Source organism: Rugamonas sp. DEMB1 (assembly GCF_029834475.1).
Lineage (GTDB): Bacteria > Pseudomonadota > Gammaproteobacteria > Burkholderiales > Burkholderiaceae_D > Rugamonas > Rugamonas rubra.
Genome location: NZ_CP122407.1, coordinates 5,213,584 through 5,240,068, shown reverse-complemented (window position 1 = coordinate 5,240,068; position 26,485 = coordinate 5,213,584). Strand labels below are relative to the sequence as shown.

The following is a 26,485-nucleotide window of genomic DNA, read 5'->3' as shown; positions in this document are numbered from 1 at the left end:
GAACCAGGAGATGACGACGCCTTTTCCCCCGTCGCTGCGGCGCGGCCGCCTGCTGCTGGTCGACGACCGGCCGGAGAACATCCGCCTGATGCACCAGATCCTGGCCAGCGAGTACGAGATCTTCGCCGCCACCGGCGGCCAGCAGGCCATCGACCTGTGCGCCACGGCGCTGCCCGACCTGATCCTGCTCGACGTCTTCATGCCCGGCATGGACGGGCTGGAGGTGTGCCGGCGCCTCAAGCAGAACCCGGCCACCGAGTCGATCGCGGTGATCTTCGTCACCGCCGGTTCGCAGACCGAGGAGGAGAACGCCTGCTGGCAGGTGGGCGCGGCCGATTTCGTCAACAAGCCGGTCAATCCGCTGACGCTGCGCAACCGCGTGCGCGCCCATTGGCAGCTCAAGCTGCACGTCGACGCGCTGCACGCCATGGCGCACACCGACGGCCTGACGGCGATCGCCAACCGGCGCTATCTGAACGAGCGGCTCGAGGCCGAGTGCCAGCGCTGCCAGCGCAGCGGCCTGCCGCTGTCGCTGTTGATGATCGACGTCGACTTCTTCAAGCGCTACAACGACCGCTACGGCCACCCGGCCGGCGACGAGTGCCTGAAGCGGGTCGCCGGCGCGCTGCAGGCGGCTCTGCAGCGCCCCTTCGACCTGGCGGCGCGCTACGGCGGCGAGGAGTTCGTCTGCCTGCTGCCCGACACCGACGCCGCCGGCGCGCTGGCGATGGCCGACAAGGTCGAGGCGGCGGTGCGCGCGCTGGGGCTCGAGCACGCCGACTCGACGGTCGACGCGGTGGTCACCGTCAGCATCGGCGTGGCCGCCGTGGCGACGGCGGGCCTGATCGACAGCCAGGCGCTGCTGCGGCGCGCCGACCAGGCGCTGTACCGCGCCAAGACCCAGGGCCGGGGCCGCGCCTGCCTGGCGCCGGAGGCGGAGCAGCCGGCCTAGCCGGGCCGGCCGGCGCGGCGCGCCGATCCGGCATACAATCGGGGGTCCATTTTTTCCGCCGCCCCAGCATGAAAATACTCGCCATCTCCGGCAGCCTGCGGGCCGCCTCCATCAACTCGATGCTGCTGCGCGTGCTGGCCGGCGTCGCGCCGGCCGGCGTCGAGGTGCGCATCTACCAGGAGCTGGGCGCGCTGCCGCTGTTCAATCCCGACATCGCGCCGCCGCCGGCCGTGGTGGCGCGGCTGAAGCAGGCCTTGACCGAGGCCGACGCCGTCGTCATCGCCAGCCCGGAATACGCGCACGGCGTGACCGGCGCGCTGAAGAACGGCTTGGACTGGATGGTCGGCAACCAGTCCTTCGTCGGCAAGCCGGTGGCGCTGTTCAACGCCGCGCCGCGCGCCGCGCACGCCCACGCCGCCCTGCTGGAGACGGTCACGGTGATGTCGGCCAGCGTGGTCGAGGCCGCCTGCATCACGCTGCCGCTGCTCGGCGCCGGCCTCGGCGAGCGGCAGATCGCCGCCGACCCCGCCATGGTGGCGGCGCTCAAGACCGCGCTGGCCGCCTTGCGCCAGCACATGGCGAGCGGCGTATGATCGGTGCATGCTAGTTGAATTCATTCTCGGGAGGTAAAAGATGAAGACTCTTTCCATAGATGAGTTTCGTCGAATAGTCGTCGCGAACCAGATCAGCCGCGTCGCGATTGTTGCGGATGGGTCAGGATTTGTAGTGCACGCCGAATGCCGGGACGGCCCTTGCATTCTTGGTTCGCCTACTGGGGGAACTGAAATTTCCCGCTTCCCCAATCGCCAGAAAGCGCTTGTGTTGCTGCAGGAACTGGGCGTTGATGGTGTCGCCGACCTCGCTGAGCACGTTCCTCTGAGTGCACCAGATTCCTATGACGAATGGTTTCGGAAGAAAGTACAAGGCGCCATTGACGGGCTGGAAGACGGTACGAACGAGACGATTTCAGAGGAAGAGTGGAACCAAATCGTCGCTGCCAAGAAGGTTTATCGTGACGCGCTATGAAGCGCGTCATACGGTCACAATCCTATGTGCGTGACTTGCGCCAAATTGAATGCTATGTCGCGCAAACGAGTCCCCGTGCAGCGGCGGATCTTTGGCTGCATATTGATCGGCAGGTTGGCCAACTGGCCGACCCCAATTTCCCGCGCCGTATTGGCCGAGTCGCTGGGACATTTGAATTGGTGGCGCATAAAAACTATATTGTCACTTTGCTTGAGGACGCCACGACAGTGACAGCACTGAACGTCATTCATGTAAAGAGAAAATATCCCTGACCGTAAAGTTGGTCGGGTAACAAGCTTTCGGGAGTGGCCGTCACATGGCTTCTATGCCGATTGCAGTGGTCGTCATAACTTCGCCACTGTGCTTTTTAGGGTCAAATTGGCTGAGCAGTTGTTCCAGCTCCAAGGTGGAATGGCTCTCCTGAGGCTTGGACGATACCTGTAGAAGAACTTCCACAAGCTGTCCTGCGGATAGTCTCTGTTCTTTAGCAAGCTTGGCGGGGATACGCAGTGCCAAATCGTTCCCCCACTTTTGCACGACGAGGGTGATGGTCTTGCTCATGGCTTGCTCCTTTCGGGGATCATCCCGCAGTACGAATCGTACCCCTGTCTTTGAACGAGGACTAGAAAATCTCCTCGCCCGGCTTGGCGGCCTCGAACAGTGCGGCGTCGATCGCGAACGAGTAGTCGTCCTGCAGCGCGAAGTAGGCCGTCGCCTCCTCTGGCGCCGAGTCGAACAGGCTGCGGATCGCCTGCACCCGCAGCGCCGGCGTGCGCATGCGCGCCACCCACTGTTCGAACTGCATCGGCAGCTTCCACTGGCTGCTCAGTTGATGCGTGAAGCCGGCCCGTTCGAGCTTGGCGCCCCATTCGCAGACCCGGTAGTCGCGCACGTGCGAGCCGTCGCGCAGCAGTTCGACCGCCTGCAGCGTGCTGTCGTACAGCGCCTGTTGCGGCGCGACGATGTCGACCACCAGCAGGCGCCCGGCCGGGCGCAGCACGCGGTGCGCCTCGCGCAGCGCGGCGGCCACGTCGAGCCAGTGGTGGGCCGAGAAGCGCGTCACCACCAGGTCGAAGCTGGCGTCGGCGAAGGGTAGGCGGGCGACGTCGCCCTGGCGGGTGGCGATGTTGTCCAGGCCGCGCGCGGCGGCGGCGCCGGCCACCACCTCGAGCATCTGCGCCGACAGGTCGAAGGCGGTGACCGCCTGCGCGAACGGCGCCACGGCGAAGCTGGCGTGGCCGGCGCCGCAGCCCAGGTCGAGCACCACGGGCCGGCCCATGCGGCGGGCGAATTGGCCCATGGCGACGAGGTCGGCGCCCTCGGCGTGGGTCGGGCTGCTCAGGTAGGCGCTGGCGGTGTCGCCGAATTGTTGCGCGACGTAGGCTTGCTGTTTCATGTGCTTCTCCGGTTGGGCTTGGCGTTGCGGTGGGTGTTGTTGCAGAATAGGCGGTGTTTTATCCTGTAACAAGCCAACAACTTATCCTGGTATAAGAACCACCATGCACAATCCTCTGGGCGAGTTCATCCGCGCGCACCGCGAGCGCCTCACCCCGGCCGCCGCCGGCCTGCCGGGCGGCGGCCGGCGCCGCACGCCGGGCCTGCGGCGCGAGGAGCTGGCCCAGTTGTGCGAGGTCAGCCCGACCTGGCTGACCTGGCTGGAGCAGGGCAGGGAGGTGTCGCCGTCGACCAGGATGCTGGCGCGGCTGGCCCAGGTGTTGCAGCTGAGCCCGGCCGAGCGCGGCTATCTGTTCGGCCTGGCCGACAAGCTCGACCCGGCCCACGCCGCCAGCGCCGACGACGCCGGCGCCGAGTCCGGCCTGGCCGCCGTGGTCGAGGCGATCGCCGCGCCGGCCTACATCCTCGACCGGCAGTGGGACGCGGTGGCCTGGAACGCCGCCGCCGGCGCCCTGTTCGCGCCCTGGCTGGCGCGGGCCGACGGCGCGCCGGCGCCGAACCTGCTGCGCTTCATGTTCACCGCGCCGCAGGCGCGCGGCCTGATCGTCGACTGGCCCGACCGCGCCGCCCGGCTGGTGGCGGAGTTCCGCGCCGACTGCGGCCGCCACGCCGACCAGGCGCCGCTGGCCGGCCTGATCGCCGCGCTGGCGCGCGACAGCGCCGACTTCCAACGCCTGTGGACGCTGCGCAACGTGGTCGGCCGCGAGGGCGGCGCGCGCCGCTTCCAGCATCCGCAGCGCGGCGCGCTGGACTTCGAGCAGGTCACCCTGCACCTGGCCAAGCGGCACGACCTGAAGCTGGTGATGTTGCTGCCGCAGCGGCAGCCGTAGCACGAAGCCCGCCGCCGGGCCGGGCCCTGGCGGCGTGCCCCGGCGGCGCGTCCCGCGGCTGCGCGCCCTGGCGTCCGCGCGCCCGGCGCGCACGCGGGAAAAGTTACCTTGTTATAATTGTTGCGACCGCCGCCAGTTCCTAGCGGCCCGGTCCTGGCTCTGGACGTCGCCATGATGACGTTCCATGCGGCCCCGCCGTCGCCCACCAGGAGCTTGCCCTGTCCTCGCCGTCCCGTAAAGAAAACCTGCACAGCATCTACGCCATGCTGATCGCCGTGGCCATGTTCTCCGTCATGGACACCTCGATGAAGGTGCTGTCGTCCCACTATCCCGCCATGCAGGTGACGGCGCTGCGCGCGCTCAGCTCGCTGCCGCTGCTGTGCGGCTACCTGGCCTACCGCGGCGCCTTCCGCAAGGTGCTGAAGATCCGCTGGCCGATGCACCTGCTGCGCGGCGCGCTCGGCATCGCCATGCTGACCATGTTCGCCTACGGCCTGAAAACCTTGTCGATGGCCGAGGCCTACACCATCTTCTTCATCGCGCCGACCCTGATCACCGCGCTGTCGGTGTTCTTCCTCAAGGAGCGGGTCGACGCCGCGCAGTGGTGCGCCGTCGCCGTCGGCATGCTCGGCGTGCTGGTGGTGCTGCGCCCCGACGGCAGCGGCTTCCTCACCATGGGCGGCCTGGCCATCCTCGGCGCGGCGGCCTGCTACGCCGTCTCGGCCATCGCCAGCCGCGTGCTCAGCCGCACCGACGCCAACGAGTCCATCATGTTCTCGCTGCTGGTGCTGATGGCCGGCGGCGGCCTGGCGCTGTCCTGGCAGGGCTGGGTGGTGGTGCGCCAGCAGCGACCTGCTGGTGCTGGCGGCGCTGGCCGTCAGCGGCTTCCTCGGCCAGCTGGCCATCACCGAGGCCTTCAGCAAGGGCAAGGCCTCGACCGTGGCGCCGTTCGAATACTCGGCGCTGGCCTGGGGCGTGGCGATCGACTGGCTGTTGTGGCAGGTGCTGCCGGACGGCTACACCCTGCTCGGCGCGGCGATCATCATCGCCAGCGGCATCTACCTGGTGCGGCGCGAGACGGTGCATGCCGAGGCGGAACATCCTTGACCGGGCGGAAACGGCCGGCCGACGCGGCCTCGACAACTTCGCTATAATCCTCGCATGTTAAAACAACGCACCGTCAAAGAACTGGTCCGCACCACCGGCGTGGGACTGCACTCCGGCACCAAGGTCGAACTGACCCTGCGTCCGGCCGCGCCGGACACCGGCATCGTCTTCCGCCGCGTCGACCTCGACCCGGTGGTCGACTTCCCGGCCAGCGCGGCGGCCGTCGGCGACACCCGCATGGCCTCGGTGCTGGTCAAGGACGGCGCCCGCGTCTCCACCGTCGAACACCTGATGTCGGCCTGCGCCGGCCTGGGCATCGACAACCTGTACATCGACGTCAGCGCCGAGGAGATCCCCATCATGGACGGCTCGGCCTCGTCGTTCGTGTATCTGCTGCAGCAGGCCGGCGTGCACGAGCAGCCGGCGGCGAAGAAGTTCATCCGCGTGCTCAAGCCGGTGGAGATCCGCGAGGGCCAGGGCGACAAGGAAAAATGGGCGCGTTTGACGCCCTACAACGGCTTCAAATTGGACTTTTTCATCGAATTCAACCATCCGGCGGTCGACGGCACCACCCAGCGCGCCCATGTCGACTTCGGCGACGTGTCGTATGTGCACGACGTGGCGCGCGCCCGCACCTTCGGCTTCATGCAGGACGTCGAGATGTTGCGCGGCATCGGCCTGGCGCGCGGCGGCTCGCTGGAGAACGCCATCGTCATGGACGAGTACCGCATCCTCAACTCGGACGGCCTGCGCTACGAGGACGAGTTCGTCCGCCACAAGATCCTCGACGCCATCGGCGACCTGTACCTGGTCGGCCATCCGCTGCTGGCCAGCTACGAGGCGCACAAGTCCGGCCACGCCCTCAACAACCAGCTGCTGCTCGAGTTGCTGAAGCATCCGGAGGCCTACGAGATCGTCTCCTTCGCCACCAACGAGACGGCGCCGCCGTCGTATCTGCGCCAGATGGCGCGCGAGTGGGCGCTGACTTAAGCGGTTTCGGAGCCCGCCGAGGATGGCGAGCCAGGGTCAGCGAGCCAGGGTCAGCGAGCCAGGGTCAGCGAGCCAGGGTCAGCGAGCCAGGGTCAGACCCTAGGGTCTGACCCTATATTGTCGCCTGCGGGTATTCTTCTTCACCTAGTTCGTTCAGCCTTCGCGGCGGCGCGCCACCATCGCCTTCAGCGCGGCGATCAGGGTGGCGTTCTGCGCCGACTGTTCCAGCGAGTCGCTCAGCGAGTCGAAGGCGCTGATCGCCGCCTCGTTGAGGAAGAGGGCGCGCATCTGCTCCTTGACCTCGGCCGCCTTCATCATCTGCACCTTCAGCTTGACGCCGTGCACCTGCCAGCCGCGCCGCGCCAGCGTCTCCTGCAGCTTGGGCAGTTGCTGCTTGAGCTTGGCCGCCAGCGCCGCGTTGGGCGTCGACAGCACCAGCTGGTTGTCCTCGAACTGCAGGATCTCGCAATACTTGAACATGGCCGGCAGCGCCGTGGCGCAGTCCTTCTGCAGGGCGGCCATGCGCTCGATGGCCGGCAGCAGGGCGGCCATCTTGTCGTCGCGGCGCAGGAAGTCGGTGGCGCCGACGGCGGTGCGCCGTTTGACCGAGATGTTGGAGGAGTTGAAGGAGTTGAATCGCATGCGGCGAAACATATCACAGCCGCCCCCCGCATGCCGAGGCGGGGCCGGCGCCGGCGCGGATTTTTTTCGATTAGGCACTAAAATGTCTTGATTTTGTGGCATTGTTTGCTGTTGGGCTATTGTTATATAGGCCAATATCCCAATCTTGGCTGCGGCGCATGATAAAATCATCGTCTTTTGCCATAGTCGAACTCCGTAAGGTAAGGCGTTTTCCACCCCACAGAGCTTTTTAAACGGCGTTTTTTTCAAGAATTCAAGCATGTCATTACTGACCCAGATTTTCGGTAGCCGCAACCAGCGGCTGCTCAAGCAATACCAAAAAACGGTACGCGAGATCAATGCGCTCGAGCCGGTCATTGAAAAGCTGACGGATGCCGAGCTGCAAGCGAAGACGCCCGCCTTCAAGGAACGCATCGCCAAGGGGGAGGCGCTCGACGCGCTGCTGCCCGAAGCCTTCGCCGTCTGCCGCGAGGCCAGCAAGCGCGTCTTCAAGATGCGCCACTTCGACGTGCAGCTGGTCGGCGGCATGGTGCTCCACTTCGGCAAAATCGCCGAGATGGGCACCGGCGAGGGCAAGACGCTGACCGCGACCCTGCCGGCCTACCTGAACGCGCTGTCGGGCAAGGGCGTGCACATCGTCACCGTCAACGACTACCTGGCCCAGCGCGACGCCGAGACCATGGGCAAGCTGTACAGCTGGCTCGGTCTGACCACCGGCATCAACCTGTCGCAGATGGAGCACGCCGCCAAGCAGGCCGCCTACGCCTCGGACATCACCTACGGCACCAACAACGAGTTCGGCTTCGACTACCTGCGCGACAACATGGTGTTCGAGGCGCGCGACCGGGTCCAGCGCGCGCTCAACTTCGGCATCGTCGACGAGGTCGATTCGATCCTGATCGACGAGGCGCGCACGCCGCTGATCATCTCCGGCCAGGCCGAGAACCACACCGACCTGTACTACAAGATCAACGAGCTGCCCGGCATGCTGATCCTGCAGGTCGGCGAGGAAACGCCGGACGGCAAGGGCAAGATCGAAGTGGCGGGCGACTACACCAAGGACGAGAAGGCCCACCAGGTTCGTGCTCACCGAGGCCGGCCACGAGAAGGCCGAGGCGATCCTCACCCAGATGGGCCTGCTGCCCGAGGGCGCCTCGCTGTACGACTCGGCCAACATCACCCTGGTGCACCACCTGTACGCGGCGCTGCGCGCCCACGCGCTGTACTTCAAGGACCAGCACTACGTGGTGCAGAACAACGAAGTGGTGATCGTCGACGAATTCACCGGCCGCCTGATGACGGGGCGCCGCTGGTCGGACGGCCTGCACCAGGCCGTCGAGGCGAAAGAGGGCGTGAAGATCCAGAACGAGAACCAGACGCTGGCCTCGATCACCTTCCAGAACTACTTCCGCATGTACGGCAAGCTGGCCGGCATGACCGGCACCGCCGACACCGAGGCCTACGAGTTCCAGGAGATCTACGGCCTGGAAACCGTGGTGGTGCCGCCCAACCGGCCGTCGCAGCGCAAGGACCGCCAGGACCAGGTCTACAAGTCGACCATGGAGAAGTACAACGCCATGTTGCTGGAGATCCGCGAATGCTACGACAGCGGCCAGCCGGTGCTGGTGGGCACCACCTCGATCGAGAACTCCGAGCTGTTGTCGGGCATTTTGACCAAGGCCAAGCTGCCGCACAACGTGCTGAACGCCAAGCAGCACGCCCGCGAGGCGGAGATCATCGCCCAGGCCGGTAGCCCGAAGGCGATCACCATCGCCACCAACATGGCCGGCCGCGGCACCGACATCGTCCTGGGCGGCAACGTCGAGAACCAGATCAAGTTCATCGAGGCCAACGCCGCGCTGGGCGACGCCGACAAGGCGGCCCAGGCCGCCGCGCTGCGCGACGGCTGGCAGGCGCTGCACGAGCAGGTGGTGGCGGCCGGCGGCCTGCACATCATCGGCACCGAGCGGCACGAATCGCGCCGCGTCGACAACCAGTTGCGCGGCCGCGCCGCCCGCCAGGGCGATCCGGGCTCCTCGCGCTTCTTCCTGTCGCTCGACGACCAGCTGCTGCGCATCTTCGCCGGCGACCGCGTGCGCGCCATCATGGACCGCCTGAAGATGCCGGAAGGCGAACCGATCGAGGCGGGCATCGTCTCGCGTTCGATCGAATCGGCCCAGCGCAAGGTCGAGGCGCGCAACTTCGACATCCGCAAGCAATTGCTGGAATACGACGACGTCGCCAACGACCAGCGCAAGGTGATCTACCAGCAGCGCAACGAGCTGCTCGAAACCACCGACATCTCCGAACTGATCGAGTCGCTGCGCCACGGCGCCTTCACCGACATCGTGCGCGAGTACGTGCCCGAGGAATCGGTCGAGGAACAGTGGAACATCAAGGCGCTCGAGGCCACGCTGGCCTCGGAATGGCAGATCGATTTGGCGCTGGGCGAGATGCTTGCCGCCGAGACCAATCTGACCGACGAGGAGCTGCTCGAGCGCGTGCTGGCCGCCGCCGACGCGCTGTACCAGTCGAAGATCGACATCGTCGGCAAGGAATCGTTCGGCGGTTTCGAGCGCAACGTCATGCTGCAAAGCGTCGACAGCCACTGGCGCGAGCACCTGGCCGCGCTGGACCACCTGCGCCAGGGCATCCACCTGCGCGGCTATGCGCAGAAGAACCCGAAGCAGGAGTACAAGCGCGAAGCCTTCGAACTGTTCGGCCAGATGCTCGACATGATCAAGAACGACGTCGTCAAGCTAATCATGACGGTGCGCATCCAGTCGCGCGAGGAGATCGACGCGGCCGAAGCGGCGATGCAGGCGCCACAGGTGGAGAACGTGCACTACCAGCACGCCGACTTCAACCCGAACGCCGCGCCGGAGGAACTGCTGGCGCCGACCATGTCGGAAGAGGAGTTGAACGATCCCAACTTCGCCGCCAACTTCAAGGTCGGCCGCAACGACCCTTGCCCTTGCGGCAGCGGCAAGAAGTTCAAGGCTTGCCACGGCAAGCTGGCCTGAGCCTAGGCCACCGGGCGCTGGCCCGGCGGCAACAAAAAAAGCGGAACAGCCCCAGGCTGTTCCGCTTTTTTCGTTGGTCGTCAAGGCGCGGGTTGCTGGCAAGCACCCACAGGCAAGGAGCGAGGGTCAGACCCTAGGGTCTGACCCTGGATTTACGCCGCCGGGTTTTCGTAACTTAGCCGCGTTCCTGCCCAGTTGGGTGCGGCCATCAGCTGCGCTGCGGCGAGCAGCGCGGCAGCGCCATGCGCACCGTGGTGCCGCGGCCGGGCGCCGATTCGATGGCGATGCGCCCGCCCAGCATGCCGGTGACGATGTTGTAGACGATGTGCATGCCCAGTCCCGTGCCGCCCTGGCCCATCTTGGTGGTGAAGAAGGGGTCGAAGACGCGGCGCAGCACCTCGTCGGGCATGCCGGCGCCGTCGTCGGCGAAGACCAGTTCGACCTGGCCCTGGCCCAGCTCGGCGGCCGAGATGGTGATGTTGCCGGCAATGCCGCGCTCGAAGGCGTGCGCCAGGGTGTTGTTGATCAGGTTGTTGAGGATCTGGTACAGGCTGCCGGGGTAGGAGTCCAAGCTCAGGCCGGGCGGAATCGCCAGGTGGGCGGCGCAGCCGGCCTGGCGCAGCCGTGGCGTGTAGGTGGCCAGGGTGTCCTGCACCACGGTCAGCAGGTCGAAGCTGCGGCGCTGGTCGTTGGTCTGGTCGACCGCCACCTGCTTGAACGAGGAGATCAGGTCGGCCGCCTTGTGCAGCGAGCCGGAGATCAGGTTGCTGGCCAGGCGCACCTCCTCCATGTGGGCGCGCAGCTCGGAGCGGCGCAGCGCGCCGCCCTCGACCAGCGCCTCGAACTCGTTGACGCGGTCGCCCAGGGTCGTCGAGGCCAGCAGGGAGTTGCCGATCGGCGTGTTGAGCTCGTGGGCGATGCCGGCCACCAGCGAGCCGAGCGAGGCCATCTTTTCCGCCGCCAGCAGCTCGTCCTGGGTGCGCTGCAGGTTCTCCAGCGCCACGCTGAGGTCGCGGTTGGCCAGCTCGAGCGCGGCCGAGCGCTCGCGCACCCGGCTCTCCAGCGAGATGTTGAGGTCGTTCAGCTCGCGCTTGGCGTTGAGCTCCTCGCTCAGGTCGAGCAGCGCCCAGATGATCGCCGGGCGGCCGTCGAGCACCAGCGAGGACGACCAGATGGCCACGCTGCCGACGCTGCCGTCGGGCAGGCAGACGCCGGCGATGGCGCCGTGCACCGCGCCGTCGCTCTGGTAGATGTTCCAGATGCGGTCGCGCTCGACGGCGCTGGCCCAGAAGGTCACCTGGTCCGAGCGCATGCCGATCAGGCTGTCGACCGGATAGTCGAAGGTGCGCGCCAGCGCCTGGTTGGCGGCGATCACCCGGCCCTCGTGGTCGGACACGCTGAGCGGCAGCGGCGCCATGTCGAACAGGATCTTGAAGCGCGCCTCGGACTCGACCAGGCGGCGCTCGGACTGTTCGAGCTGGGCGACCCGCTCGCGCAGCGCCGCGCTCATGCTGGCCAGCGAGCGCGAGAACATGTCGATCTCGTCGCCGCCCTGTTCGGCCCAGGGCTGGCCGTGGGCCATCTGGCGCGACTGGCCGGTCAGCGCGGCCAGGCGCCGGCCGATGCCGTGGGTGAACAGGTAGAACAGGCCCAGGCCGAGCACGAAGCCGGCCAGCGAGATGGCGCCGCCCTGCAGCATCACCTCGTCGCTGGCGCGCTTCAGGTCGGTGGTCGAGAGGCCGAAGTTGAGGGTGCCGACCTGGTTGTCCTGCAGCAGCAGCGGGGCGCGCGCGTGCAGGGTCTGGCCCTCGGTGACGGTGCGCGCGCCGCGTCCGGCGGCGGCGCCCGGCGCGCCGGCGCGCAGCGCCGGCGGCAGCGCGGCGACGCTGCCGCCGATCTCGATGATCGGCCGGCCCTGGGCGTCGAGGATGACGATGTAGCGCAGGAAGCTGTCCTCGGGGTCGGCCAGCATCTCGGCCAGGTAGCCCGACAGCTGGCCCAGCTTGCCGTTGATGGCGTAGGGGCTGAGCGAGAGGTTGAGGGTGACGGCGTATTCGTGGGCGACCCGCTCGGCGTTCTTGCCGACGGCGTCGTCCATCAGGCGCAGGCTGTTCCAGATCAGCAGGGCGACCACCAGGGCTTGCACCACGGCGCTCAGCACCAGGAATTTCGCGCGTAGCGATAGGTTCAAAACGAGGGTCTCCATCGGGTCGGCGCGGCCGGGAACAGGGTGTCCGTTCCCGCGGCGGCTGGCGGCGCGGTTGGCGCCGCGTGGAATGCTGCCGACTTGTCAATATAACCCATCGCTTGCCATTCGGCACCATCGAGATGGCGCGCGCACGCAAAAACGCCCGGCGTTGCCGGGCGTCGCGGGTGGAGCTAGGCCGGCATCACGGCAGGCTGAGGATCACCTTGACGGTGTCGTCCACCGAGTTCTTGTTGATGTAGCCGATCGCCTTCGGATCGGCGGCGACCGCCTTCTTCACCTCGGCGTCGGAGTTGTACTCCTTGGGCGGCGTGGCCTTGCCGGTGAACACCAGCTTGGACCAGATCGCCTTGACCTGGGCCGGGTCCCTTGTCGGCCACCTTGTGGTAGAAGTCGGCGCGGATGGCCGAGCTTTCGGCCTGGTCGACCGGGGTGAACATCGCCGACTTGCCGAGGAAGAATTGCGAGGCCTGTTCGGAGAACATCCGCGTCGCCGGGTTCTTCTGGCTGACGATGACGACCGTCTCGGCGGAGGCGGACAGGGTGGTGCCCAGCAGGGCGGTCAACAACAGCGAGGTCATGGTGGTTTTCATAGTGGCCTCCTGATCAGAACACGAAGTCAAGCGCGGCGCCGACCACGGTGACGTTGTTGGTGTAGCCGGCGGCCGGACCGAAGTTCAGCGAACCGGATTTGGCTTTCGGCTTGACGCGGTCGATTTGCACCTTCAGTGCCAGCGACTTGGCGAAGTCCCAGCGCACGCCGACCAGGTCGGAGCTCTGCTCGGACGAGCTGAGGAAGCTGTAGTTGACGGCCGAGGCCAGCGCGCCCGTCTTGGGGAAGCTGGCCGGCACGTTGACCGACTGGCCGGCGCCCTTGTAGGCGGCGTGGCTGTAGTAGGGCAGGATCTTGCCGAAGCGGTAGCCGACCATGGTGTACCAGGCGTTGGTGTCGGGCACATAGACCGGCTCCTTGGCGCGGCGCTGGGCGTACTCGGCCTGCACCACGATGTTGCGCCAGTCCATGGTCAGGCCGAGCGAGGTGAAGGCGATGCGCTTGCCGCCGTTCAAGGTCATGTCCTGGCCCAGCTGGCCGAAGCCGATCGTCTTCAGGGTGTTGGTCAGGTTGTTGAGCGGGCCGACGTCGTTGCTGTCGAGCTTGGCTTGGGCGTGGCCCAGGCGCAGCGTGAACGGACCGTACTCGCCGCCCACGCTGATGCCGGCGGCGGGCGCGCGGTAGGTGGCCACCGAGCCGCCGGCCGTCGGCACGAACAGCTTGCCGCGGCTGACGCCGACGAAGGCCTGGGTGCTCAGGTTGAAGTCGCCGATGGCGTGTTGGTAGTTGACGTCGACGCCGTCGACGTTCTCGATCGGCGCCTGGCCGTACATTTCGACCGGCGGACGCATCATGGTGTTGGCGTAGCCGACGTTCTGGTAGTCGGAGATCAGGAAGGTCGGCACGACGACGCGGCCGACGCGCACGTTGATTTCCTCGTTGACCTTGATCTTCAGGAAGGCCCAGGTCAGGTCGGTGGTGAAGCTCTGGCTGGTGTTCTTGCGCGTCAGGATCTGCGCGGTGGTGGAGAACATCTCGTTGATCTTGTAGGTCGCCTGCAGGCCCAGGTTGGAGTCGAGGCCGATCTTGGCCTTGTCGCTGACGCCTTCGGCCTGGTTGTAGCGGGCGAACTGGACCGCGTCGGTGTTGCTCTTGGCCACGCCCAGCGTGCCGAAGCCGCTGATGCTCAGGTTGCCGTCGTCGAGCATGCCGGCCTGGGCCTGCATCAAACCCAGCGCGGCCAGCACGGATGCTACCAATAGTTGTTTTTTCATCTGCCGTATTCTTTCGTATGTTTTTATATTCGGTTCTTTGTTACTGAGTGGCGGTGGTGCGCCAGTCCCCTGAAACAAGCCGGGTAGGGCGTGCAGGTGTTACCTTAGACCAATTTTCTTCAGGGATAAAATGGAATATCAAAAATAGAACGAGTGTACTAAAAACTGTCGTTTTTTTGAGCAATGCAGAGGGGGAGTTCAATTGCAAGATGGGAAAATTTAATAGATAACCATCCATTTCAGCAATGTTTCGATGACCTTTATATTAACTTTTCTTATTTGTCAGCGCCACGCCGGCGACGCCGATCGCACCCGCGGCGGCGACGCGGCGTGACGTGAAAATGGCGCCACACGGGCGCCATTTGTAACTTATGGTCAACAGAATTTTCGTGCCTCAAGGCACGGTGAGTATCACTTTCACCGTGTCGTCGACGTGCGCCTTGTCGATGTAGCCGATGGCGACGGGGTCGGCGGCGACCGCCTTCTTGACCTCGGCGTCGGAGTTGTACTCCTTCGGCGCGCTGCCCTTGCCGGTGAACACCAGCTTGGACCAGACCGCCTTGACCTGGGTGGCGTCCTTGCCCAGCACCTTCTGGTAGAACTCGTTGCGCAGCGGGCTGTCGTTGCGCTCGATCGGGGTGAACAGGCTGGACTTGCCGAGGAAGAACTGCGAGGCCTGTTCGCTGAACATGCGGGTGGCCGGGTTTTTCGGGCTGACGATGACGACGATCTCTGTGGCGAACACGGGCGCGGCCAGCGCCAGGCTGGCGGCGAGCAGGGACAGGGCGAGTTTCGTATTCATGTGGCCCCCTTAGAAGACGAAGTCGACGCCGACCGCGTAGACGTTGACCGGACCCTTGAAGCCGGGCGCGGCGTTGATGAAGGCGCCGGCGCCGTTGCGCGGCGCGATGCGGTCGATCTGCACCTTCAGCGCGGCGGCCTTGTGGAAGTCCCAGCGCAGGCCGACCGCGTTGCTCGACTGCAGCGCCGCCTTGACGGCGCCGTTGACGCCGGCCGACAGCGGCGCCAGCGGGCCGCTGGTGGGCAGCGAGCTGTACTCGTTGCGGCTGTCCTGCTTGATGTCGCCGTACATGTAGTAGGGCGTGAACTTGCCGTAGCGGTAGCCCAGCATGGCGTACCAGGAGCTGGTGTCGTGGACCAGGCGCGACTCGGTCTTGCGCTTGGCGTACTCGGTCTGGACCAGGAAGTTCTTGTAGTCCATCGTCAGGCCGAGCGAGGTGAACGAGCCCTTGATATCCTCGAGCTTGAGGTCGTCGGCGACGGCGCCCAGGCCGACCGCGCGCAGCGTGGTGTTCAGGCCGGTCAGGCTGGGGTTGTTCTTGGCGGAAAACTTGGCGTCGGCGCGGCCGAAGCGGTAGGTGAAGGGACCGTTCTCGACCACCACGTGGAGCGCGGTGACGGTGCTGAAATCGGTGTAGGCGTTGCCCGGCTGCTTGTTCTGCGACTTGCCGAAGGCGAACTGGGCGGTGACGCTGGTGTCGTCGAAGCTGTGCTGGTAGACCACGTCGACGCCGTCGACGTGGTCGACCGAGACCTGGCGGTAGACCTCGGCCGGCGGCCGCAGCATGGTGTTGGCGTAGCCGACGTTGCGGAAGTCGGAGATCAGGTAGATCGGCAGGCCGACGCGGCCGGCGCGCAGGCTGAAGTCGTCGTTGGCCTTGTACTTGGCGAAGGCCCAGGCCAGCTCGGCGCCGTACTGGTCGGTGGCGTACTTGCGCACCAGGCCCTGGGCGGTGAAGGAGACGGTGTCGTTCCACTTGGCGGTGGCCTGCACGCCGAAGTTGGAGTCGACGCCGGGGCGCGCGTCCTTGCGCACGCCGGCCGCCTGGCCGGGGCGGATGTACTCGGCCTGGTCGGTGTCGCTCATGGTCAGCGCGGCCGTGCCGAAGCCGCTGATGGTGATGGCCGGGCCGTCTTCGGCGAGCGCGGGCAGGGCGGCGCAGGCCGCCAGGAGCGCGAGCGCGCTGCGTGACAGGGTTGTTGGTTTCATCGGTATCCCTCCAGGTTGGTGTGGGCGCCTTGTTGTTTTGACTGCCGGCGCTGCGTTGAGTGTGTACCTGCGGCATCTTCTTGTCGCCGGCTTTCTGCCCGCGACACGCTTTTCCGTTGTGTACGGGCAACGGCAGGCCGTCCGAACCGGTTGCGGCGCGGGCGCCGCGGCGGCGCCGCCGGCGCGTCCGCCGCACCCATCGGCCGGCGCCAGGGATTACAATAGCGGCTCCCTTTTCCCACCCATGAGAACCCGAATATGGCCGTCAATTCCCCCCTGCCCGTCGCCACCGACCTGAAGCCCGTCGCCGGTATTGAAATCGGCTTCGCCGAAGCCGGCATCAAGAAGCCGAACCGCAAGGATGTGCTGGTGCTGACCCTGGCGCCGACGGCCACCGTGTCCGGCGTGTTCACCATGAACCGCTTCTGCGCCGCGCCGGTGCAGATCGCCAAGGCCCACCTGGCCGCCGTGCGCGACGGCGCCAAGCCGATCCGCGCGCTGATGGTCAACACCGGCAACGCCAACGCCGGCACCGGCGCGCTCGGCCTGGCGCTGGCCAACGAGAGCTGCGCCGCGCTGGCCGGCCTGCTCGGCTGCGAGGCCGGCCAGATCCTGCCGTTCTCGACCGGCGTGATCCTCGAGCCCCTGCCGGTCGGCAAGATCGTCGCCGCCCTGCCGCAGGCCGTCGCCGACCAGCGCGCCGACAGCTGGTTCAACGCCGCCGAGGCCATCATGACCACCGACACCCAGCCCAAGGCGGCCTCGCGCACGGTGGACATCGGCGGCCACAGCGTGACCCTGAGCGGCATCAGCAAGGGCGCCGGCATGATCAAGCCGAACATGGCGACCATGCTCGGCTTCCTCGCCTTCGACGCCAAGGTGGCCCAGCCGGTGCTCGACGCCCTGGTCAAGCACGCCGCCGACCGCTCGTTCAACTGCATCACCATCGACGGCGACACCTCGACCAACGACTCCTTCATGCTGATCGCCACCGGCGCCGGCACGCTGGTGGTGGACTCGGTCGACTCGGCCGAATACGCCGCGCTGGCCGCCGCCGTCACCGAGCTGTCGCTGTTCCTGGCCCAGTCCATCGTGCGCGACGGCGAGGGCGCCACCAAGTTCATCACCATCACCGTCGAGGGCGGCAAGGACGTCGAGGAGTGCCGCAAGGTGGCCTATTCGATCGGCCACTCGCCGCTGGTCAAGACCGCCTTCTTCGCCTCCGACCCGAACCTGGGCCGCATCCTGTGCGCCATCGGCTACGCCGGCGTCGACGACCTCGACGTCGACAAGCTCAACCTCTACCTGGACGACGTCTGGGTCGCCAAGGACGGCGGCCGCAACCCCGACTACAAGGAGGAGGACGGCCAGCGCGTGATGAGCCAGAGCGAGATCACGGTGCGCGTCAAGCTGGCGCGCGGCGCCGCCGAGGCCACCGTCTACACCTGCGACCTGTCGCACGAGTACGTGACCATCAACGCCGACTACCGCTCCTGAGGGATGGCCATGGCTAGCCCCCTGGAACAATTCCTCGTGCGCGCCGAGGCCCTGCTGCAACGGGTCGAGGCGATCCTGCCGCAGGCGCCGCGCGAGCCCGACTGGAAGCTGGGCCACGCCTACCGCTGGCGCAAGCGCAACGGCGGCGGCGCCAGCTATTTGCAGGCGGTGGCCCACGTCTCCAACATCGCGCTCGACGACCTGCACAACATCGCTCCGCAGAAGGCGCAGATCGAGCAGAACACGCGCCAGTTCGTGCGCGGCCGGCCGGCCAACAACGTGCTGCTGACGGGCGCGCGCGGCACCGGCAAGTCCTCGCTGATCAAGGCCTGCCTGAACCAGTTCGCCGTCGACGGCCTGCGCCTGATCGAGGTCGACAAGGCCGACCTGGCCGAGCTGCCCGACATCGTCGAGCTGGTCGCCGGCCGGCCCGAGCGCTTCGTCATCTTCTGCGACGACCTGTCGTTCGAGGAGGGCGAGAGCGGCTACAAGGCGCTGAAGGTGGCGCTCGACGGCAGCGTGGCGGCGCAGTCGGACAACGTGCTGATCTACGCGACGTCGAACCGGCGCCATTTGATGCCGGAGCGCATGTCCGACAACGCCAGCTACCAGCACGACGAGGACGGCGACCTGCATCCGGGCGAGACGGTGGAGGAGAAGATCTCGCTGTCGGAGCGCTTCGGCCTGTGGCTGTCGTTCTACCCGTTCAAGCAGGACGACTATCTGGACATCGTGGCGCACTGGCTCGGCTCGTTCGGCTGCGACGCCGCGCAGATCGCGGCGGCGCGCGCCGACGCGCTGCGCTGGGCCCTGCAGCGCGGTTCGCGCTCGGGCCGGGTGGCCTGGCAGTTCGCCAAGGACCACGCCGGCAAGCTGCCGGAAGGCGCGCCGTGAGCGCGGCGGCGGTGAAGGCGGCGGCCGGCGGCGCGCAGGTGCTCCCGGCCGGGCCGGCGGCGGCAGCGGAGGCGGTGACATCCGCAGCGGCGCCGGCGCCAGCCGTGGCGGCGGCCAAGCCGGTCGACGTCGCGGTCGGCATCCTGATCGCGCCGAACGGCGACGTGTTGCTCGGCCAGCGGCCGGCCGGCAAGCCCTACGAGGGCTACTGGGAGTTCCCGGGCGGCAAGGTCGATCCGGGCGAGACGGTGTTGCAGGCGCTCAAGCGCGAGTTCATGGAAGAGCTGGGCATGGTGGTGGAGAGCGCGCAGGAGTGGTGCGGCGTGGAGTACGTGTATCCGCACGCCCACGTGCGGCTGCATTTCTTCATCAGCCGCGACTGGCACGGCGAGGCACAGAGCCTGGAGGGCCAGGCCTTCGCCTGGCAGGGCGCGGTCGGCGTCGAGCCGCTGTTGCCGGCGACCATACCCTTGCTGGAGTGGCTGGAGCAGATACGCCACGATCCGGCGGCATTGCCGCCAAGCTAAGGCGCTGGCGGCCGTCAGACCACCCGGCGGCGCAGAGCGAGGGTCAGACCCTAGGGTCTGACCCTAGAATTTCGCCTGTGGGTTTTCTAAAAAAACAGGCAGCCCGCAGGCTGCCTGTTTTTCATTCCTCGTCGAGCGGATCGACCGGCGGGGCGGCCGGGATGGCGTATTTTTCCTCGGCCCAGGCGCCCAGGTCGATCTGTTTGCAGCGCTCCGAGCAGAACGGACGGAATTTATTCTTTTCGCTCCACTCCACCTTCTTGGCGCAGGTCGGGCAATCAACTACGGTCATAAAACACTATCTCGTCAAAAGTTACAAAGGGTTAGCTCGAATGGCACATCGTCTTCCAGCGGCTTCGGTTTCAAGTCGCCGCCCTGGCTGGTGAAGCGCACCCAGAGCATGTATTTATTGGCGGAAATCTCCGGGATCGCGCCCAGCGACTCGTCCAAACTCAGGCGCAGCATCTGGTAGACCTTGCCTTGCAGCATCTGCTGGTAGCTGCCGGCGACGGCGATCATCTTCACCGGGCCGCCCGAGTCGCGCAGCAGGCGCAGCACCAGGGCCAGCGCGTCGAACAGCGGCGCCAGCGGGGCGAACCAGTTGGCGATGTCGTTGAAGCGCTGCTCGGCGCTGCGCTTCTGCCAGGCGTAGTAGGACGGCAGGTCGAACTCGCAGGCGCCGCCGGGGATGATGGTGCGGCCGCGGATGCTCATCAGCCATTCGTTGTCGCGCACGTTCTGTCCGGTCTTGCCCTGGGCCGACACCAGCGCGCTGCTGACGTCGTCGAGCTCGGCGAGTATGGCGTCCAGCGTTTCCGCCTGGACATTCGGATTCATGCGGTAGCCGAGCAGGCTTTGGCGCTGGCGTTCCAGCTCCTGCAGCAGGTCGGATTTGAGGTCGGCGCGGCCGGCCACTTCGAGCATGTCGAAGATGGTGGCGAGGGCGACGTGATGTTGCATTGGATGTTCTTGATGGACAAAGAACTTGAATTTCTCGTACAGATCCTCCAACCGCAACAACGTGCGTATGCGCTCGTTGAAAGGATATTCGTAGACAATCAAAATAACATCCCTTTTTATGTGTGGACCCGCTCAATCCCGTGATTTTGAAGCAAGCGAAGCAAAATTACAAACGTTGCGACGGTATTGTCGTCGTTCTTTTCGAAAATGCCAGGTATAAATCGTGCAGGCGCTCGATTTGCGGCGCCAGGTCGGCGATGTCGCCCTCGTTGCTGACGATGTCGTCGGCCAACTCGCGGCGCAACTGGCGCGGCACCTGAGTCGCCATAATGGCCTTGACTTGGGCTTCTGGCAAGCCATTGCGCGCCATCACGCGGGCGATTTGCAGGCTTTCCGGGCAGTCGACGGCCAGCACCCGGGCCACCCGGGCGCGCCAGCTGCCCGACTCGAACAGCAGCGGCACGGCGTAGATCACATAGCTGCCGGTGGCGGCGGCGGCCGCCGCCAGCGCGGCGTCGCGGATGCGCGGATGCAGGATGGCCTCCAGCCTGGCCTTGGCCGCCGGCTCGGCGAACACCAGGGCGCGCATACGGGCGCGGTCGAGCGCGCCGTGGGCGTCGGCGAACTCGGCGCCGAACTCGGCGACGATGGCGGCCATGGCTTCGCCGCCCGGCCCGGTCAGGCCGTGGGCGATCTGGTCGGTGTCGACGATGGTCGCGCCGCGCGCGGCGAACATGTCGGCGACGGTGCTCTTGCCGCAACCGATGCCGCCGGTCAGGCCGACGGCGAAGGGCGCGGGGGAAACGGCTGGGGGCGGGGCGGTGGCGGTATCGGCGGACATGGTCATGGTTGCTCTCAGCCCAGCAGGCCGAGGGTAAAGGCGGAAATCGAATTGCCGTACAACATGGCGATCAGCCCGGCGGCGGCCAAATAGGGGCCGAAGGGGATCGGGTTGTTGCGGCCGTGGCGGGCGAAGACGATCAGGCTGATGCCGACCAGCGCGCCGACCACCGAGGACAACAGGATGATGGTCGGCAGCATGGCCCAGCCCAGCCAGGCGCCCAGCGCGGCCAGCAGTTTGAAGTCACCATACCCCATTCCCTCTTTTCCCGTCGCCAGCTTGAACAGCCAGTAGATGCTCCACAAGGCCAGATAGCCGGCCGCCGCGCCGACCACGGCGTCGTGCAGCGGCACGAAGGTGCCGTTCAGGTTGACCAGCAGGCCGGCCCACAGCAGCGGATAGGTCAGGTCGTCGGGCAGCAGCTGGGTGTCGGCGTCGATGAAGGTCATGGCGATCAGGCTGTACAGGAAGAACAGCGCGGCCAGGCCGGCCCAGCCGCTGCCGAAGCGCCACACCAGCAGGGCCGACAGCAGGCCGGTGAGCAGTTCGACGGCCGGGTAGCGCGGCGAGATCGGCGCCCGGCAGGCGCTGCACTTGCCGCGCAGCACGAGCCAGCTGAGCAGGGGAATGTTTTCCAGCGCGGTGATCTGGTGGCCGCAGTGCGGGCAGGCCGAGCGCGGCACCATCAGGTTGAAGCGCTCGGCGTGGGGCGCCTCGCGGCCGCTCTCGACGGCGACGTAGTTGTCCGATTCGCGCTGCATCATCTTCGGCACGCGGTAGATCACCACGTTGAGGAAGCTGCCGATCAGCAGGCCGAACAGGCCGGCCAGCAGGCTGATGGCGAAGTCGGCCGGGGCGGCGAACAGCAGGGGGTGTGGGGGCATCGTGTCGGCTTCCGCGTTCGGTGGGCCCGGGCGCGTGGTCTCGGCGAGGCGGCGGCGGGCGAATTCCCGTATTAAAACACGGCGCGCCCGGCGGCGGCGAGGCGCGGCCGGTGAATTTTGCTTTTTCGCACCATGCGGATGGTGCAAGCGCCCGGCGCTGGCCGGGCGAGGCGCGCCGTGGCCGGCGCGTACCGCGTGTCGCCGCCGGGCGGCCCGGCGACGATGCGGGACTGCTTAGTTCGGTTCGGTGCCGTCGCCGACTTCGCCTTCCGGATCAAACGAGAAGACGCGCAGCTCGGCCGGGCGGACGTCACCGAAGTCGAGCCGCACGGTGACGATGAAGGACAGTTCCCAACGGCCCTGCGGCTTGGCCACTTCCAGCTCGCCCAGCCAGAATTGCTTGACGCGGTGGGCGTGCGGACGGCTCGGGTGCGGTTCCTTGCACGAGACCACTTCGAACTTGTTGGGCAGGACGTAGACGGCGCGGTCGATGCCGCAGAACGGCGAGGGCGCGGCGTACTTCAGCGGCAGCTTGGCGCCGATCTGGATGATCTGCGGGTTGGTCAGCAGGCAGCAGTCGACCACCTCGAAGCCACGGTAGCCGCTGGTGTGGCTGCCCAGACCGTCGATTTCGACGTGCAGCATCTCGCCCGCCTGGAACAGGATGCCGCCGGCGTGGTCGCCCTTGGCCGGGCGCGAATTTGGCAGGAACTCCCAGTCCAGCGCGTCGCTGGTCTGGTTGGCGTCGAACGATACCTTCAACAATACTTCTTTGCGTACTTTGTCTTCCGTGTTGACCGCTTGCGCTTCCAGTTTCATTGTGCACTTTCAAGGAGGAGGGATTGATAATGGGGATCGCGCCGCAACGCGATCAGGTCGGGTTCGCTGTCGATCAAATGGGCCGGATAGCCCAAGGTGCTCGCCCGGATCAGCGCGGCGATGGCGGACGGGCGTTTAGCGCTTAGCTCATACGCCAGTGCCGCGCGGAATTGGATGTCGGGGCTGGCCGGGGCCCGCGCCAGCGCTTTCTCGGTCCATGCTAGCGCACCGGGCGCGTCGCCCAGACGGGCCCGGTACCAACCCATGCGCGAGGCTAGGGTAGCGTTGTCGGGGGCGCGCTCGAGCTGCGGGGCGAGCAGGTCGCTGGCGCGCTGGTAGGCCTGACGCGAGTCGTCCTCCCGGCCGGGCAGCCAGCGCAGCGCGTCGGCCAGGTTGGCCCATCTCAGATAGTCGTTCGGGCTGCCCTTGGTGGACGAGACGGCGCGCTCGAAGGCCTGCGCGGCGCCCGCATAGTCGGCGCGGGCGAACAGCGTGGTGCCCAGATTGGTGTACAGGCGCCCGTTTGGCCGCACCTGCAGGCCTTGTTGCAGCACCTGCAGCGCCTCGTCGTTGCGGCCCTGGCGCAGCAGGGCCATGCTCAAGTTAGCGTAGGCGAACACGGCGTCCGGTTCGAGCTGCAGGCTCAGACGGAACGCTGTCTCGGCGGCCGTATAGTCGGCCTGTTGATAGCGCAGCGAGCCGAGCAGGTCGGCCAGGCGCCGCTCGCGCGGATACAGTTGGCGCGCCTGTTGCAGCAGCGTTTCGGCCTCGTCGAAGCGGCGCAGGCCGAGCAAAGCCTGGATCTTGCCGGCCAGTGCCAGCAGGGCCTGCGGATCGAGTTCGAGCGCGTGCTTGAAGTGCGCCAGCGATGCCTCGTTCTGGCCCGCCACCCGCAGCGCCTCGCCCTGGGCCACATGGGCCAGCGCTAACTGGTCGTCCAGCCGCAGCGCCTGTTGGGCGCTGGCGTTGGCCTGCGCCAGCAGGGCCGGATCGCGGCCGTCGCCACCGTAGCGAAAGCTGTAGGTGATCGACAGGCCAGCGGCGGCGCTGGCTTGGCGCGGATTCTGCTTCAGGATCGCCTGGAAGGTATCGCTCGCTTCAGACAGGCCGTTGTCGCGGTCATAGTGGCTCAGCGCTTCCCAGCCGGCCTGCAGGGTCTGTGCCGGCGCCAGCATGGGGCGCCAGCGTTCCAGCGGCGCCAGCAGCCACAGCGTGCCGCCCAGCAGGGCGACGGCGGCGCCGGCGGCAACGGCGCCGCGCCAGCCGCGCCAGCGCCGCCGCGCAGCCGCCGCCGCCGGGGTGTCCGGCGCGCGCAGCGCGGCGATGCGCTGGCGCACCGCCGCCATGCTGCGCAGCCGCTGGCTGGGGTCGCGCGCCGTCATCGCCCGCACCAGCGCCACGCTGGCGGCCGGCACCTCGGGCGGGAAGGGCCAGCGCGACGAGCAGGACTGCAGGTGGGCGGCGGCCAGCGCCAGGCCGTCGAGGTCGGCGAAGGGGCGGCTGCCGGCCAGCATCTCGTAGAGCATGGCGCCGAGGGCGTAGATGTCGGCGCCGACGCTGGGCGGCTGGCCGCCCAGGCGCTCGGGCGCCATGTAGGCGATGGTGCCGTCGCTGTGGTCGGTCATCGACGACTGGTTGGCCAAGGGGTTGATCTGGCGCGCCAGGCCGAAGTCGAGGATGCGCGGCGCGCCGGAGGCTTCGATGATCAGGTTGGACGGCTTCAGGTCGCCGTGCACCAGGCCGCTGGCGTGCGCCTCGGCCATGGCGGCGGCGATCTGGTCGACGATCGCCAGCGCCTGCTCGGGGCTCAGCGAACGCTCCAGCATGCGCTGGCGCAGCGTGCTGCCCTGCACTAGTTCCATGACGATGGCCTGGCTGGCGCCGCCCCCGGCCACCGAGAAGATCTTGACGAAGGCGCTGTGGCTGAGCGCGGCGGCCAGCCGCGCCTCGCGGATCAGGCGTTCCGGGTCGAGCGCGGCGACGCCCAGTTTGAGCTGCTTGATCGCCACGGCGCGGCACAGCGTGGCGTCCCAGGCTTCGAACACCTGGCCATAGCCGCCCTCGCCGAGCCGGCCACGGATCTCGTAGTGATCCGGCAGTTCGGCATCGAGGGCGCTGTGTTGCAAGTTGATCGAGGCAGCCACTATTCGTCTTCCAGCCGCGCGCAGGCAGCATATTTGCGAAATACTATTGGATCACAGATATGATTATTGCTAAGGCAATATTTCAATCATGTTGCAATTAAACTACGTTTAACAATGGGCAATGTTAATTGATTGCAGCACTACTTGCCAAGCTGTTATTTCGACCAGTAGTCACCGGCCGCCGCGCTCAGGCGCCTATGTGGCGGATGGCGGCGGCGGCCGGGGCGGGCGGCGCCACGTCGAGCGGCGCGGCGCGGTAGTCGGCGATCGAGGCCAGCGCCCGCGTGCGCACCACCAGTTCCGGCCAGGGCTCGGCCCACACCTCGGCATACAGGCACTCGCCCGGCGCCTGCACGGCGAAGGCGAGGTTTTCCCGCCCGGGGGTGAATTCGCAGTGGATGCCGGGCTTGTTGCCGCGCGCGTCGCAGCGATACCAACTGTGGCCGTCCAGCCACAGCGCCACCAGGCCGTGGCTGAAAAAGGTGCCGGCATTTAAGAGAAAGTGGGAGGGGAATACTGGCCCATGCCAAGGCGCGGAGCGGGCCGCGACGATGGCGAACTATTAATTTGCCAGAAATTCAGAGGGTTGCTTGGCCGGCTCGCGGAAATGGCGCCGGCCGCGCCGCCTACACCACCGAGCCGAGCTTGAAGATCGGCAGGTACATCGCCACCACCAGGCCGCCGATCAGCACGCCCAGGATGACCATGATCAGCGGCTCCATCAGGCTCGACAGCGAGGCCACCGCCTCGTCGACCTCCTCCTCGTAGAAGTCGGCCACCTTGCCCAGCATGGCGTCGAGCGAGCCGGACTCCTCGCCGATGGCGACCATCTGCGTCACCATGTTGGGGAACACGTCGGCGTTCTGCATCGCCACCGTCAGGCTGGTGCCGGTGCTGACCTCGTTCTGGATGCGCCGCGTGGCGTCCAGGTAGACGGCGTTGCCGGCGGCGCCGCCGACCGAGTCGAGCGACTCGACCAGCGGCACGCCGGCGGCGAACATGGTGGCCAGGGTGCGGGTCCAGCGGGCGATGGTGGCCTTGCGGATCACCTCGCCGAAAATGGGCAGCTTGAGCAGCAGAATGTCCATGTTGCGCTGCACCTTGGGCGAGCGCTGCCAGGCCTGGAAGAAGAAGTACAGGCTGCCGAAGATGCTGCCGAAGATCAAATACCAGTAGCGCACGAAATACTCGGAGACGGCCATGACGAACAGCGTCGGCGCCGGCAGGTTGGCGCCGAAGCTGGCGAACACCTCCTTGAAGGCCGGCACCACCCAGATCATGATGACGGCCGTGACGATGAAGGCGATGGCCAGGATCGACACCGGGTACATCAGCGCCGACTTGATCTTGGCCTTCATCGCCAGGGTCTTTTCCTTGTAGATCGCCAGCCGGGTCAGCAGGTCCTCCAAAATGCCGGCCTGCTCGCCGGCGCCCACCAGGTTGCAGAACAGCGGGTCGAAGTACAGCGGGAACTTGCGGAAGGCCTGGTTCAGGCTGGTGCCGGTCTCGATGTCGGCGCGCAAATCCATCACCAGCTTGGACACGGACGGGTTGGAATGGCCCTTGCCGACGATGTCGAACGATTGCAGCAGCGGCACGCCGGCCTTCATCATCGTCGCCAGCTGGCGGGTGAACAGGGAGATGTCCTTGTCGGTGATCTTCTTGCCGCTGCGGTAGACCTTTTTCTTGACCTTGGTCACCATGATGCCCTGCCGCCGCAGCGTCACGTTGACCACGGCCTCGCCGCCGGCGCGCAGCTCGCCGCGCACCGTCTTGCCGCTCTTGTCCTTGCCCTCCCAGGCGAAGACCGATTCCTTGACCTGGTTGCCGCTCGATGTCGCCATGGTGCC

General features: G+C 66.8%; 24 protein-coding genes and 3 pseudogenes. 11 read left to right on the top strand and 16 right to left on the bottom strand.

Features of this window, described 5'->3' with window-relative positions; all coding sequences use genetic code 11:
* The first annotated feature begins 10 nt into the window (after window positions 1-10).
* The 4 genes from QC826_RS24125 to QC826_RS24110 all read left to right on the top strand — a co-directional run bounded on the left by QC826_RS24125 (window position 11) and on the right by QC826_RS24110 (window position 2,250).
* A complete protein-coding gene (locus QC826_RS24125) occupies window positions 11-952 on the top strand; it encodes a diguanylate cyclase (RefSeq protein WP_279762788.1) in 942 nt (313 codons plus the stop codon).
* 68 nt (window positions 953-1,020) lie between these two features.
* On the top strand, window positions 1,021-1,545 hold the full coding sequence (locus QC826_RS24120) for an NADPH-dependent FMN reductase (protein ID WP_279762787.1): 525 nt from the start codon (window positions 1,021-1,023) through the stop codon (window positions 1,543-1,545).
* A gap of 40 nt (window positions 1,546-1,585) precedes the next feature.
* Window positions 1,586-1,978 (top strand): hypothetical protein, encoded by a 393-nt coding sequence (locus QC826_RS24115; protein WP_279762786.1) that lies wholly within the window; start codon window positions 1,586-1,588, stop codon window positions 1,976-1,978.
* Entirely contained in the window at window positions 1,975-2,250 is a 276-nt protein-coding gene (locus QC826_RS24110) for a type II toxin-antitoxin system RelE/ParE family toxin (protein ID WP_279762785.1), read from the top strand. The genes QC826_RS24115 and QC826_RS24110 overlap by 4 nt, the downstream gene beginning before the upstream one ends.
* A 40-nt stretch (window positions 2,251-2,290) precedes the next feature.
* On the opposite strand, the gene QC826_RS24105 is transcribed toward QC826_RS24110, so the two are convergent.
* Together QC826_RS24105 and QC826_RS24100 are read right to left on the bottom strand one after the other, a co-directional pair.
* Window positions 2,291-2,539, bottom strand: coding sequence for an AbrB/MazE/SpoVT family DNA-binding domain-containing protein (locus QC826_RS24105; RefSeq protein ID WP_279762784.1), 249 nt, complete (start codon window positions 2,537-2,539; stop codon window positions 2,291-2,293).
* A gap of 61 nt (window positions 2,540-2,600) precedes the next feature.
* Window positions 2,601-3,374, bottom strand: a complete 774-nt coding sequence (locus QC826_RS24100; protein WP_279762783.1) for a class I SAM-dependent methyltransferase — start codon at window positions 3,372-3,374, stop codon at window positions 2,601-2,603.
* A 103-nt stretch (window positions 3,375-3,477) separates the two neighbouring features.
* Between QC826_RS24100 and QC826_RS24095 the strand changes: the two genes are divergently transcribed.
* The 3 genes and pseudogenes from QC826_RS24095 (at window position 3,478) to lpxC (ending at window position 6,360) form a co-directional block, all read left to right on the top strand.
* On the top strand, window positions 3,478-4,263 hold the full coding sequence (locus QC826_RS24095) for a helix-turn-helix domain-containing protein (RefSeq protein ID WP_279762782.1): 786 nt from the start codon (window positions 3,478-3,480) through the stop codon (window positions 4,261-4,263).
* Window positions 4,264-4,526: 263 nt separating this feature from the next.
* Window positions 4,527-5,370, top strand: a pseudogene (locus QC826_RS24090) (DMT family transporter).
* A 54-nt stretch (window positions 5,371-5,424) separates the two neighbouring features.
* Window positions 5,425-6,360: a UDP-3-O-acyl-N-acetylglucosamine deacetylase gene (gene lpxC, locus QC826_RS24085; protein ID WP_093388265.1), complete on the top strand. Its 936-nt coding sequence runs from the start codon at window positions 5,425-5,427 to the stop codon at window positions 6,358-6,360.
* A gap of 153 nt (window positions 6,361-6,513) precedes the next feature.
* Here lpxC and QC826_RS24080 read toward each other — a convergent pair whose 3' ends face one another.
* Complete coding sequence (locus QC826_RS24080; RefSeq protein ID WP_245774246.1) at window positions 6,514-7,002, bottom strand: DciA family protein; 489 nt, start codon at window positions 7,000-7,002, stop codon at window positions 6,514-6,516.
* A gap of 259 nt (window positions 7,003-7,261) precedes the next feature.
* On the opposite strand from QC826_RS24080, the pseudogene secA reads away from it, so the two are divergent.
* Window positions 7,262-10,025 (top strand): annotated as a pseudogene (secA, locus tag QC826_RS24075) (preprotein translocase subunit SecA).
* Window positions 10,026-10,233: 208 nt separating this feature from the next.
* On the opposite strand, the gene QC826_RS24070 reads toward secA, so the two are convergent.
* The 5 genes and pseudogenes from QC826_RS24070 to QC826_RS24050 all read right to left on the bottom strand — a co-directional run bounded on the left by QC826_RS24070 (window position 10,234) and on the right by QC826_RS24050 (window position 16,069).
* Window positions 10,234-12,216 (bottom strand): ATP-binding protein, encoded by a 1,983-nt coding sequence (locus tag QC826_RS24070; protein ID WP_279762781.1) that lies wholly within the window; start codon window positions 12,214-12,216, stop codon window positions 10,234-10,236.
* 199 nt (window positions 12,217-12,415) lie between these two features.
* Window positions 12,416-12,824 (bottom strand): annotated as a pseudogene (locus tag QC826_RS24065) (hypothetical protein).
* A 13-nt stretch (window positions 12,825-12,837) separates the two neighbouring features.
* Window positions 12,838-14,058: a porin gene (locus QC826_RS24060; protein ID WP_279762780.1), complete on the bottom strand. Its 1,221-nt coding sequence runs from the start codon at window positions 14,056-14,058 to the stop codon at window positions 12,838-12,840.
* Between the two features lie 394 nt (window positions 14,059-14,452).
* Window positions 14,453-14,860: a hypothetical protein gene (locus QC826_RS24055; RefSeq protein ID WP_279762779.1), complete on the bottom strand. Its 408-nt coding sequence runs from the start codon at window positions 14,858-14,860 to the stop codon at window positions 14,453-14,455.
* A 9-nt stretch (window positions 14,861-14,869) separates the two neighbouring features.
* Window positions 14,870-16,069, bottom strand: a complete 1,200-nt coding sequence (locus QC826_RS24050) for a hypothetical protein (protein WP_279762778.1) — start codon at window positions 16,067-16,069, stop codon at window positions 14,870-14,872.
* 258 nt (window positions 16,070-16,327) lie between these two features.
* Between QC826_RS24050 and argJ the strand changes: the two genes are divergently transcribed.
* The 3 genes from argJ (at window position 16,328) to QC826_RS24035 (ending at window position 18,987) form a co-directional block, all read left to right on the top strand.
* Window positions 16,328-17,566 carry a bifunctional glutamate N-acetyltransferase/amino-acid acetyltransferase ArgJ gene (argJ, locus tag QC826_RS24045; protein WP_279762777.1) on the top strand — a complete coding sequence of 413 codons (1,239 nt, stop codon included), beginning with the start codon at window positions 16,328-16,330 and terminating at the stop codon, window positions 17,564-17,566.
* Window positions 17,567-17,575: 9 nt separating this feature from the next.
* Window positions 17,576-18,460 carry an ATP-binding protein gene (locus QC826_RS24040; RefSeq protein WP_279762776.1) on the top strand — a complete coding sequence of 295 codons (885 nt, stop codon included), beginning with the start codon at window positions 17,576-17,578 and terminating at the stop codon, window positions 18,458-18,460.
* Window positions 18,461-18,564: 104 nt separating this feature from the next.
* The gene (locus QC826_RS24035) at window positions 18,565-18,987 is read left to right on the top strand and encodes an NUDIX domain-containing protein (RefSeq protein WP_279766594.1); all 423 of its coding nucleotides are present in this window, start codon (window positions 18,565-18,567) and stop codon (window positions 18,985-18,987) included.
* A gap of 121 nt (window positions 18,988-19,108) precedes the next feature.
* Here QC826_RS24035 and yacG read toward each other — a convergent pair whose 3' ends face one another.
* The 8 genes from yacG to QC826_RS23995 all read right to left on the bottom strand — a co-directional run bounded on the left by yacG (window position 19,109) and on the right by QC826_RS23995 (window position 26,479).
* On the bottom strand, window positions 19,109-19,279 hold the full coding sequence (gene yacG, locus QC826_RS24030) for a DNA gyrase inhibitor YacG (RefSeq protein WP_279762775.1): 171 nt from the start codon (window positions 19,277-19,279) through the stop codon (window positions 19,109-19,111).
* Window positions 19,280-19,293: 14 nt separating this feature from the next.
* Window positions 19,294-20,049 (bottom strand): cell division protein ZapD, encoded by a 756-nt coding sequence (zapD, locus tag QC826_RS24025; protein ID WP_093388275.1) that lies wholly within the window; start codon window positions 20,047-20,049, stop codon window positions 19,294-19,296.
* Window positions 20,050-20,113: 64 nt separating this feature from the next.
* A complete protein-coding gene (gene coaE / locus QC826_RS24020; protein WP_279762773.1) occupies window positions 20,114-20,788 on the bottom strand; it encodes a dephospho-CoA kinase in 675 nt (224 codons plus the stop codon).
* 14 nt (window positions 20,789-20,802) lie between these two features.
* Window positions 20,803-21,672 (bottom strand): A24 family peptidase, encoded by an 870-nt coding sequence (locus QC826_RS24015; protein WP_279762772.1) that lies wholly within the window; start codon window positions 21,670-21,672, stop codon window positions 20,803-20,805.
* A 234-nt stretch (window positions 21,673-21,906) separates the two neighbouring features.
* Window positions 21,907-22,434 (bottom strand): hypothetical protein, encoded by a 528-nt coding sequence (locus QC826_RS24010; RefSeq protein WP_279762771.1) that lies wholly within the window; start codon window positions 22,432-22,434, stop codon window positions 21,907-21,909.
* A 53-nt stretch (window positions 22,435-22,487) separates the two neighbouring features.
* Entirely contained in the window at window positions 22,488-24,635 is a 2,148-nt protein-coding gene (locus QC826_RS24005) for a serine/threonine-protein kinase (protein ID WP_279762770.1), read from the bottom strand.
* 187 nt (window positions 24,636-24,822) lie between these two features.
* The gene (locus QC826_RS24000) at window positions 24,823-25,098 is read right to left on the bottom strand and encodes a hypothetical protein (protein ID WP_279762769.1); all 276 of its coding nucleotides are present in this window, start codon (window positions 25,096-25,098) and stop codon (window positions 24,823-24,825) included.
* 163 nt (window positions 25,099-25,261) lie between these two features.
* Window positions 25,262-26,479, bottom strand: coding sequence for a type II secretion system F family protein (locus tag QC826_RS23995; protein ID WP_279762767.1), 1,218 nt, complete (start codon window positions 26,477-26,479; stop codon window positions 25,262-25,264).
* Window positions 26,480-26,485: the final 6 nt, after the last annotated feature.

Excerpts from the sequence above, each read along its gene's own strand:
- QC826_RS23995 (WP_279762767.1), bottom strand. The coding sequence starts at position 26,479 with ATGGCGACATCGAGCGGCAACCAGGTCAAGGAATCGGTCTTCGCCTGG.
- QC826_RS24055 (WP_279762779.1), bottom strand. The coding sequence starts at position 14,860 with ATGAATACGAAACTCGCCCTGTCCCTGCTCGCCGCCAGCCTGGCGCTG.
- QC826_RS24095 (WP_279762782.1), top strand. The coding sequence starts at position 3,478 with ATGCACAATCCTCTGGGCGAGTTCATCCGCGCGCACCGCGAGCGCCTC.
- QC826_RS24115 (WP_279762786.1), top strand. The coding sequence starts at position 1,586 with ATGAAGACTCTTTCCATAGATGAGTTTCGTCGAATAGTCGTCGCGAAC.
- QC826_RS24110 (WP_279762785.1), top strand. The coding sequence starts at position 1,975 with ATGAAGCGCGTCATACGGTCACAATCCTATGTGCGTGACTTGCGCCAA.
- QC826_RS24050 (WP_279762778.1), bottom strand. The coding sequence starts at position 16,069 with ATGAAACCAACAACCCTGTCACGCAGCGCGCTCGCGCTCCTGGCGGCC.
- argJ (WP_279762777.1), top strand. The coding sequence starts at position 16,328 with ATGGCCGTCAATTCCCCCCTGCCCGTCGCCACCGACCTGAAGCCCGTC.
- lpxC (WP_093388265.1), top strand. The coding sequence starts at position 5,425 with ATGTTAAAACAACGCACCGTCAAAGAACTGGTCCGCACCACCGGCGTG.
- QC826_RS24120 (WP_279762787.1), top strand. The coding sequence starts at position 1,021 with ATGAAAATACTCGCCATCTCCGGCAGCCTGCGGGCCGCCTCCATCAAC.
- QC826_RS24105 (WP_279762784.1), bottom strand. The coding sequence starts at position 2,539 with ATGAGCAAGACCATCACCCTCGTCGTGCAAAAGTGGGGGAACGATTTG.
- QC826_RS24040 (WP_279762776.1), top strand. The coding sequence starts at position 17,576 with ATGGCTAGCCCCCTGGAACAATTCCTCGTGCGCGCCGAGGCCCTGCTG.
- QC826_RS24100 (WP_279762783.1), bottom strand. The coding sequence starts at position 3,374 with ATGAAACAGCAAGCCTACGTCGCGCAACAATTCGGCGACACCGCCAGC.
- QC826_RS24015 (WP_279762772.1), bottom strand. The coding sequence starts at position 21,672 with ATGCCCCCACACCCCCTGCTGTTCGCCGCCCCGGCCGACTTCGCCATC.
- coaE (WP_279762773.1), bottom strand. The coding sequence starts at position 20,788 with ATGTCCGCCGATACCGCCACCGCCCCGCCCCCAGCCGTTTCCCCCGCG.
- QC826_RS24060 (WP_279762780.1), bottom strand. The coding sequence starts at position 14,058 with ATGAAAAAACAACTATTGGTAGCATCCGTGCTGGCCGCGCTGGGTTTG.
- QC826_RS24125 (WP_279762788.1), top strand. The coding sequence starts at position 11 with ATGACGACGCCTTTTCCCCCGTCGCTGCGGCGCGGCCGCCTGCTGCTG.
- yacG (WP_279762775.1), bottom strand. The coding sequence starts at position 19,279 with ATGACCGTAGTTGATTGCCCGACCTGCGCCAAGAAGGTGGAGTGGAGC.
- QC826_RS24080 (WP_245774246.1), bottom strand. The coding sequence starts at position 7,002 with ATGCGATTCAACTCCTTCAACTCCTCCAACATCTCGGTCAAACGGCGC.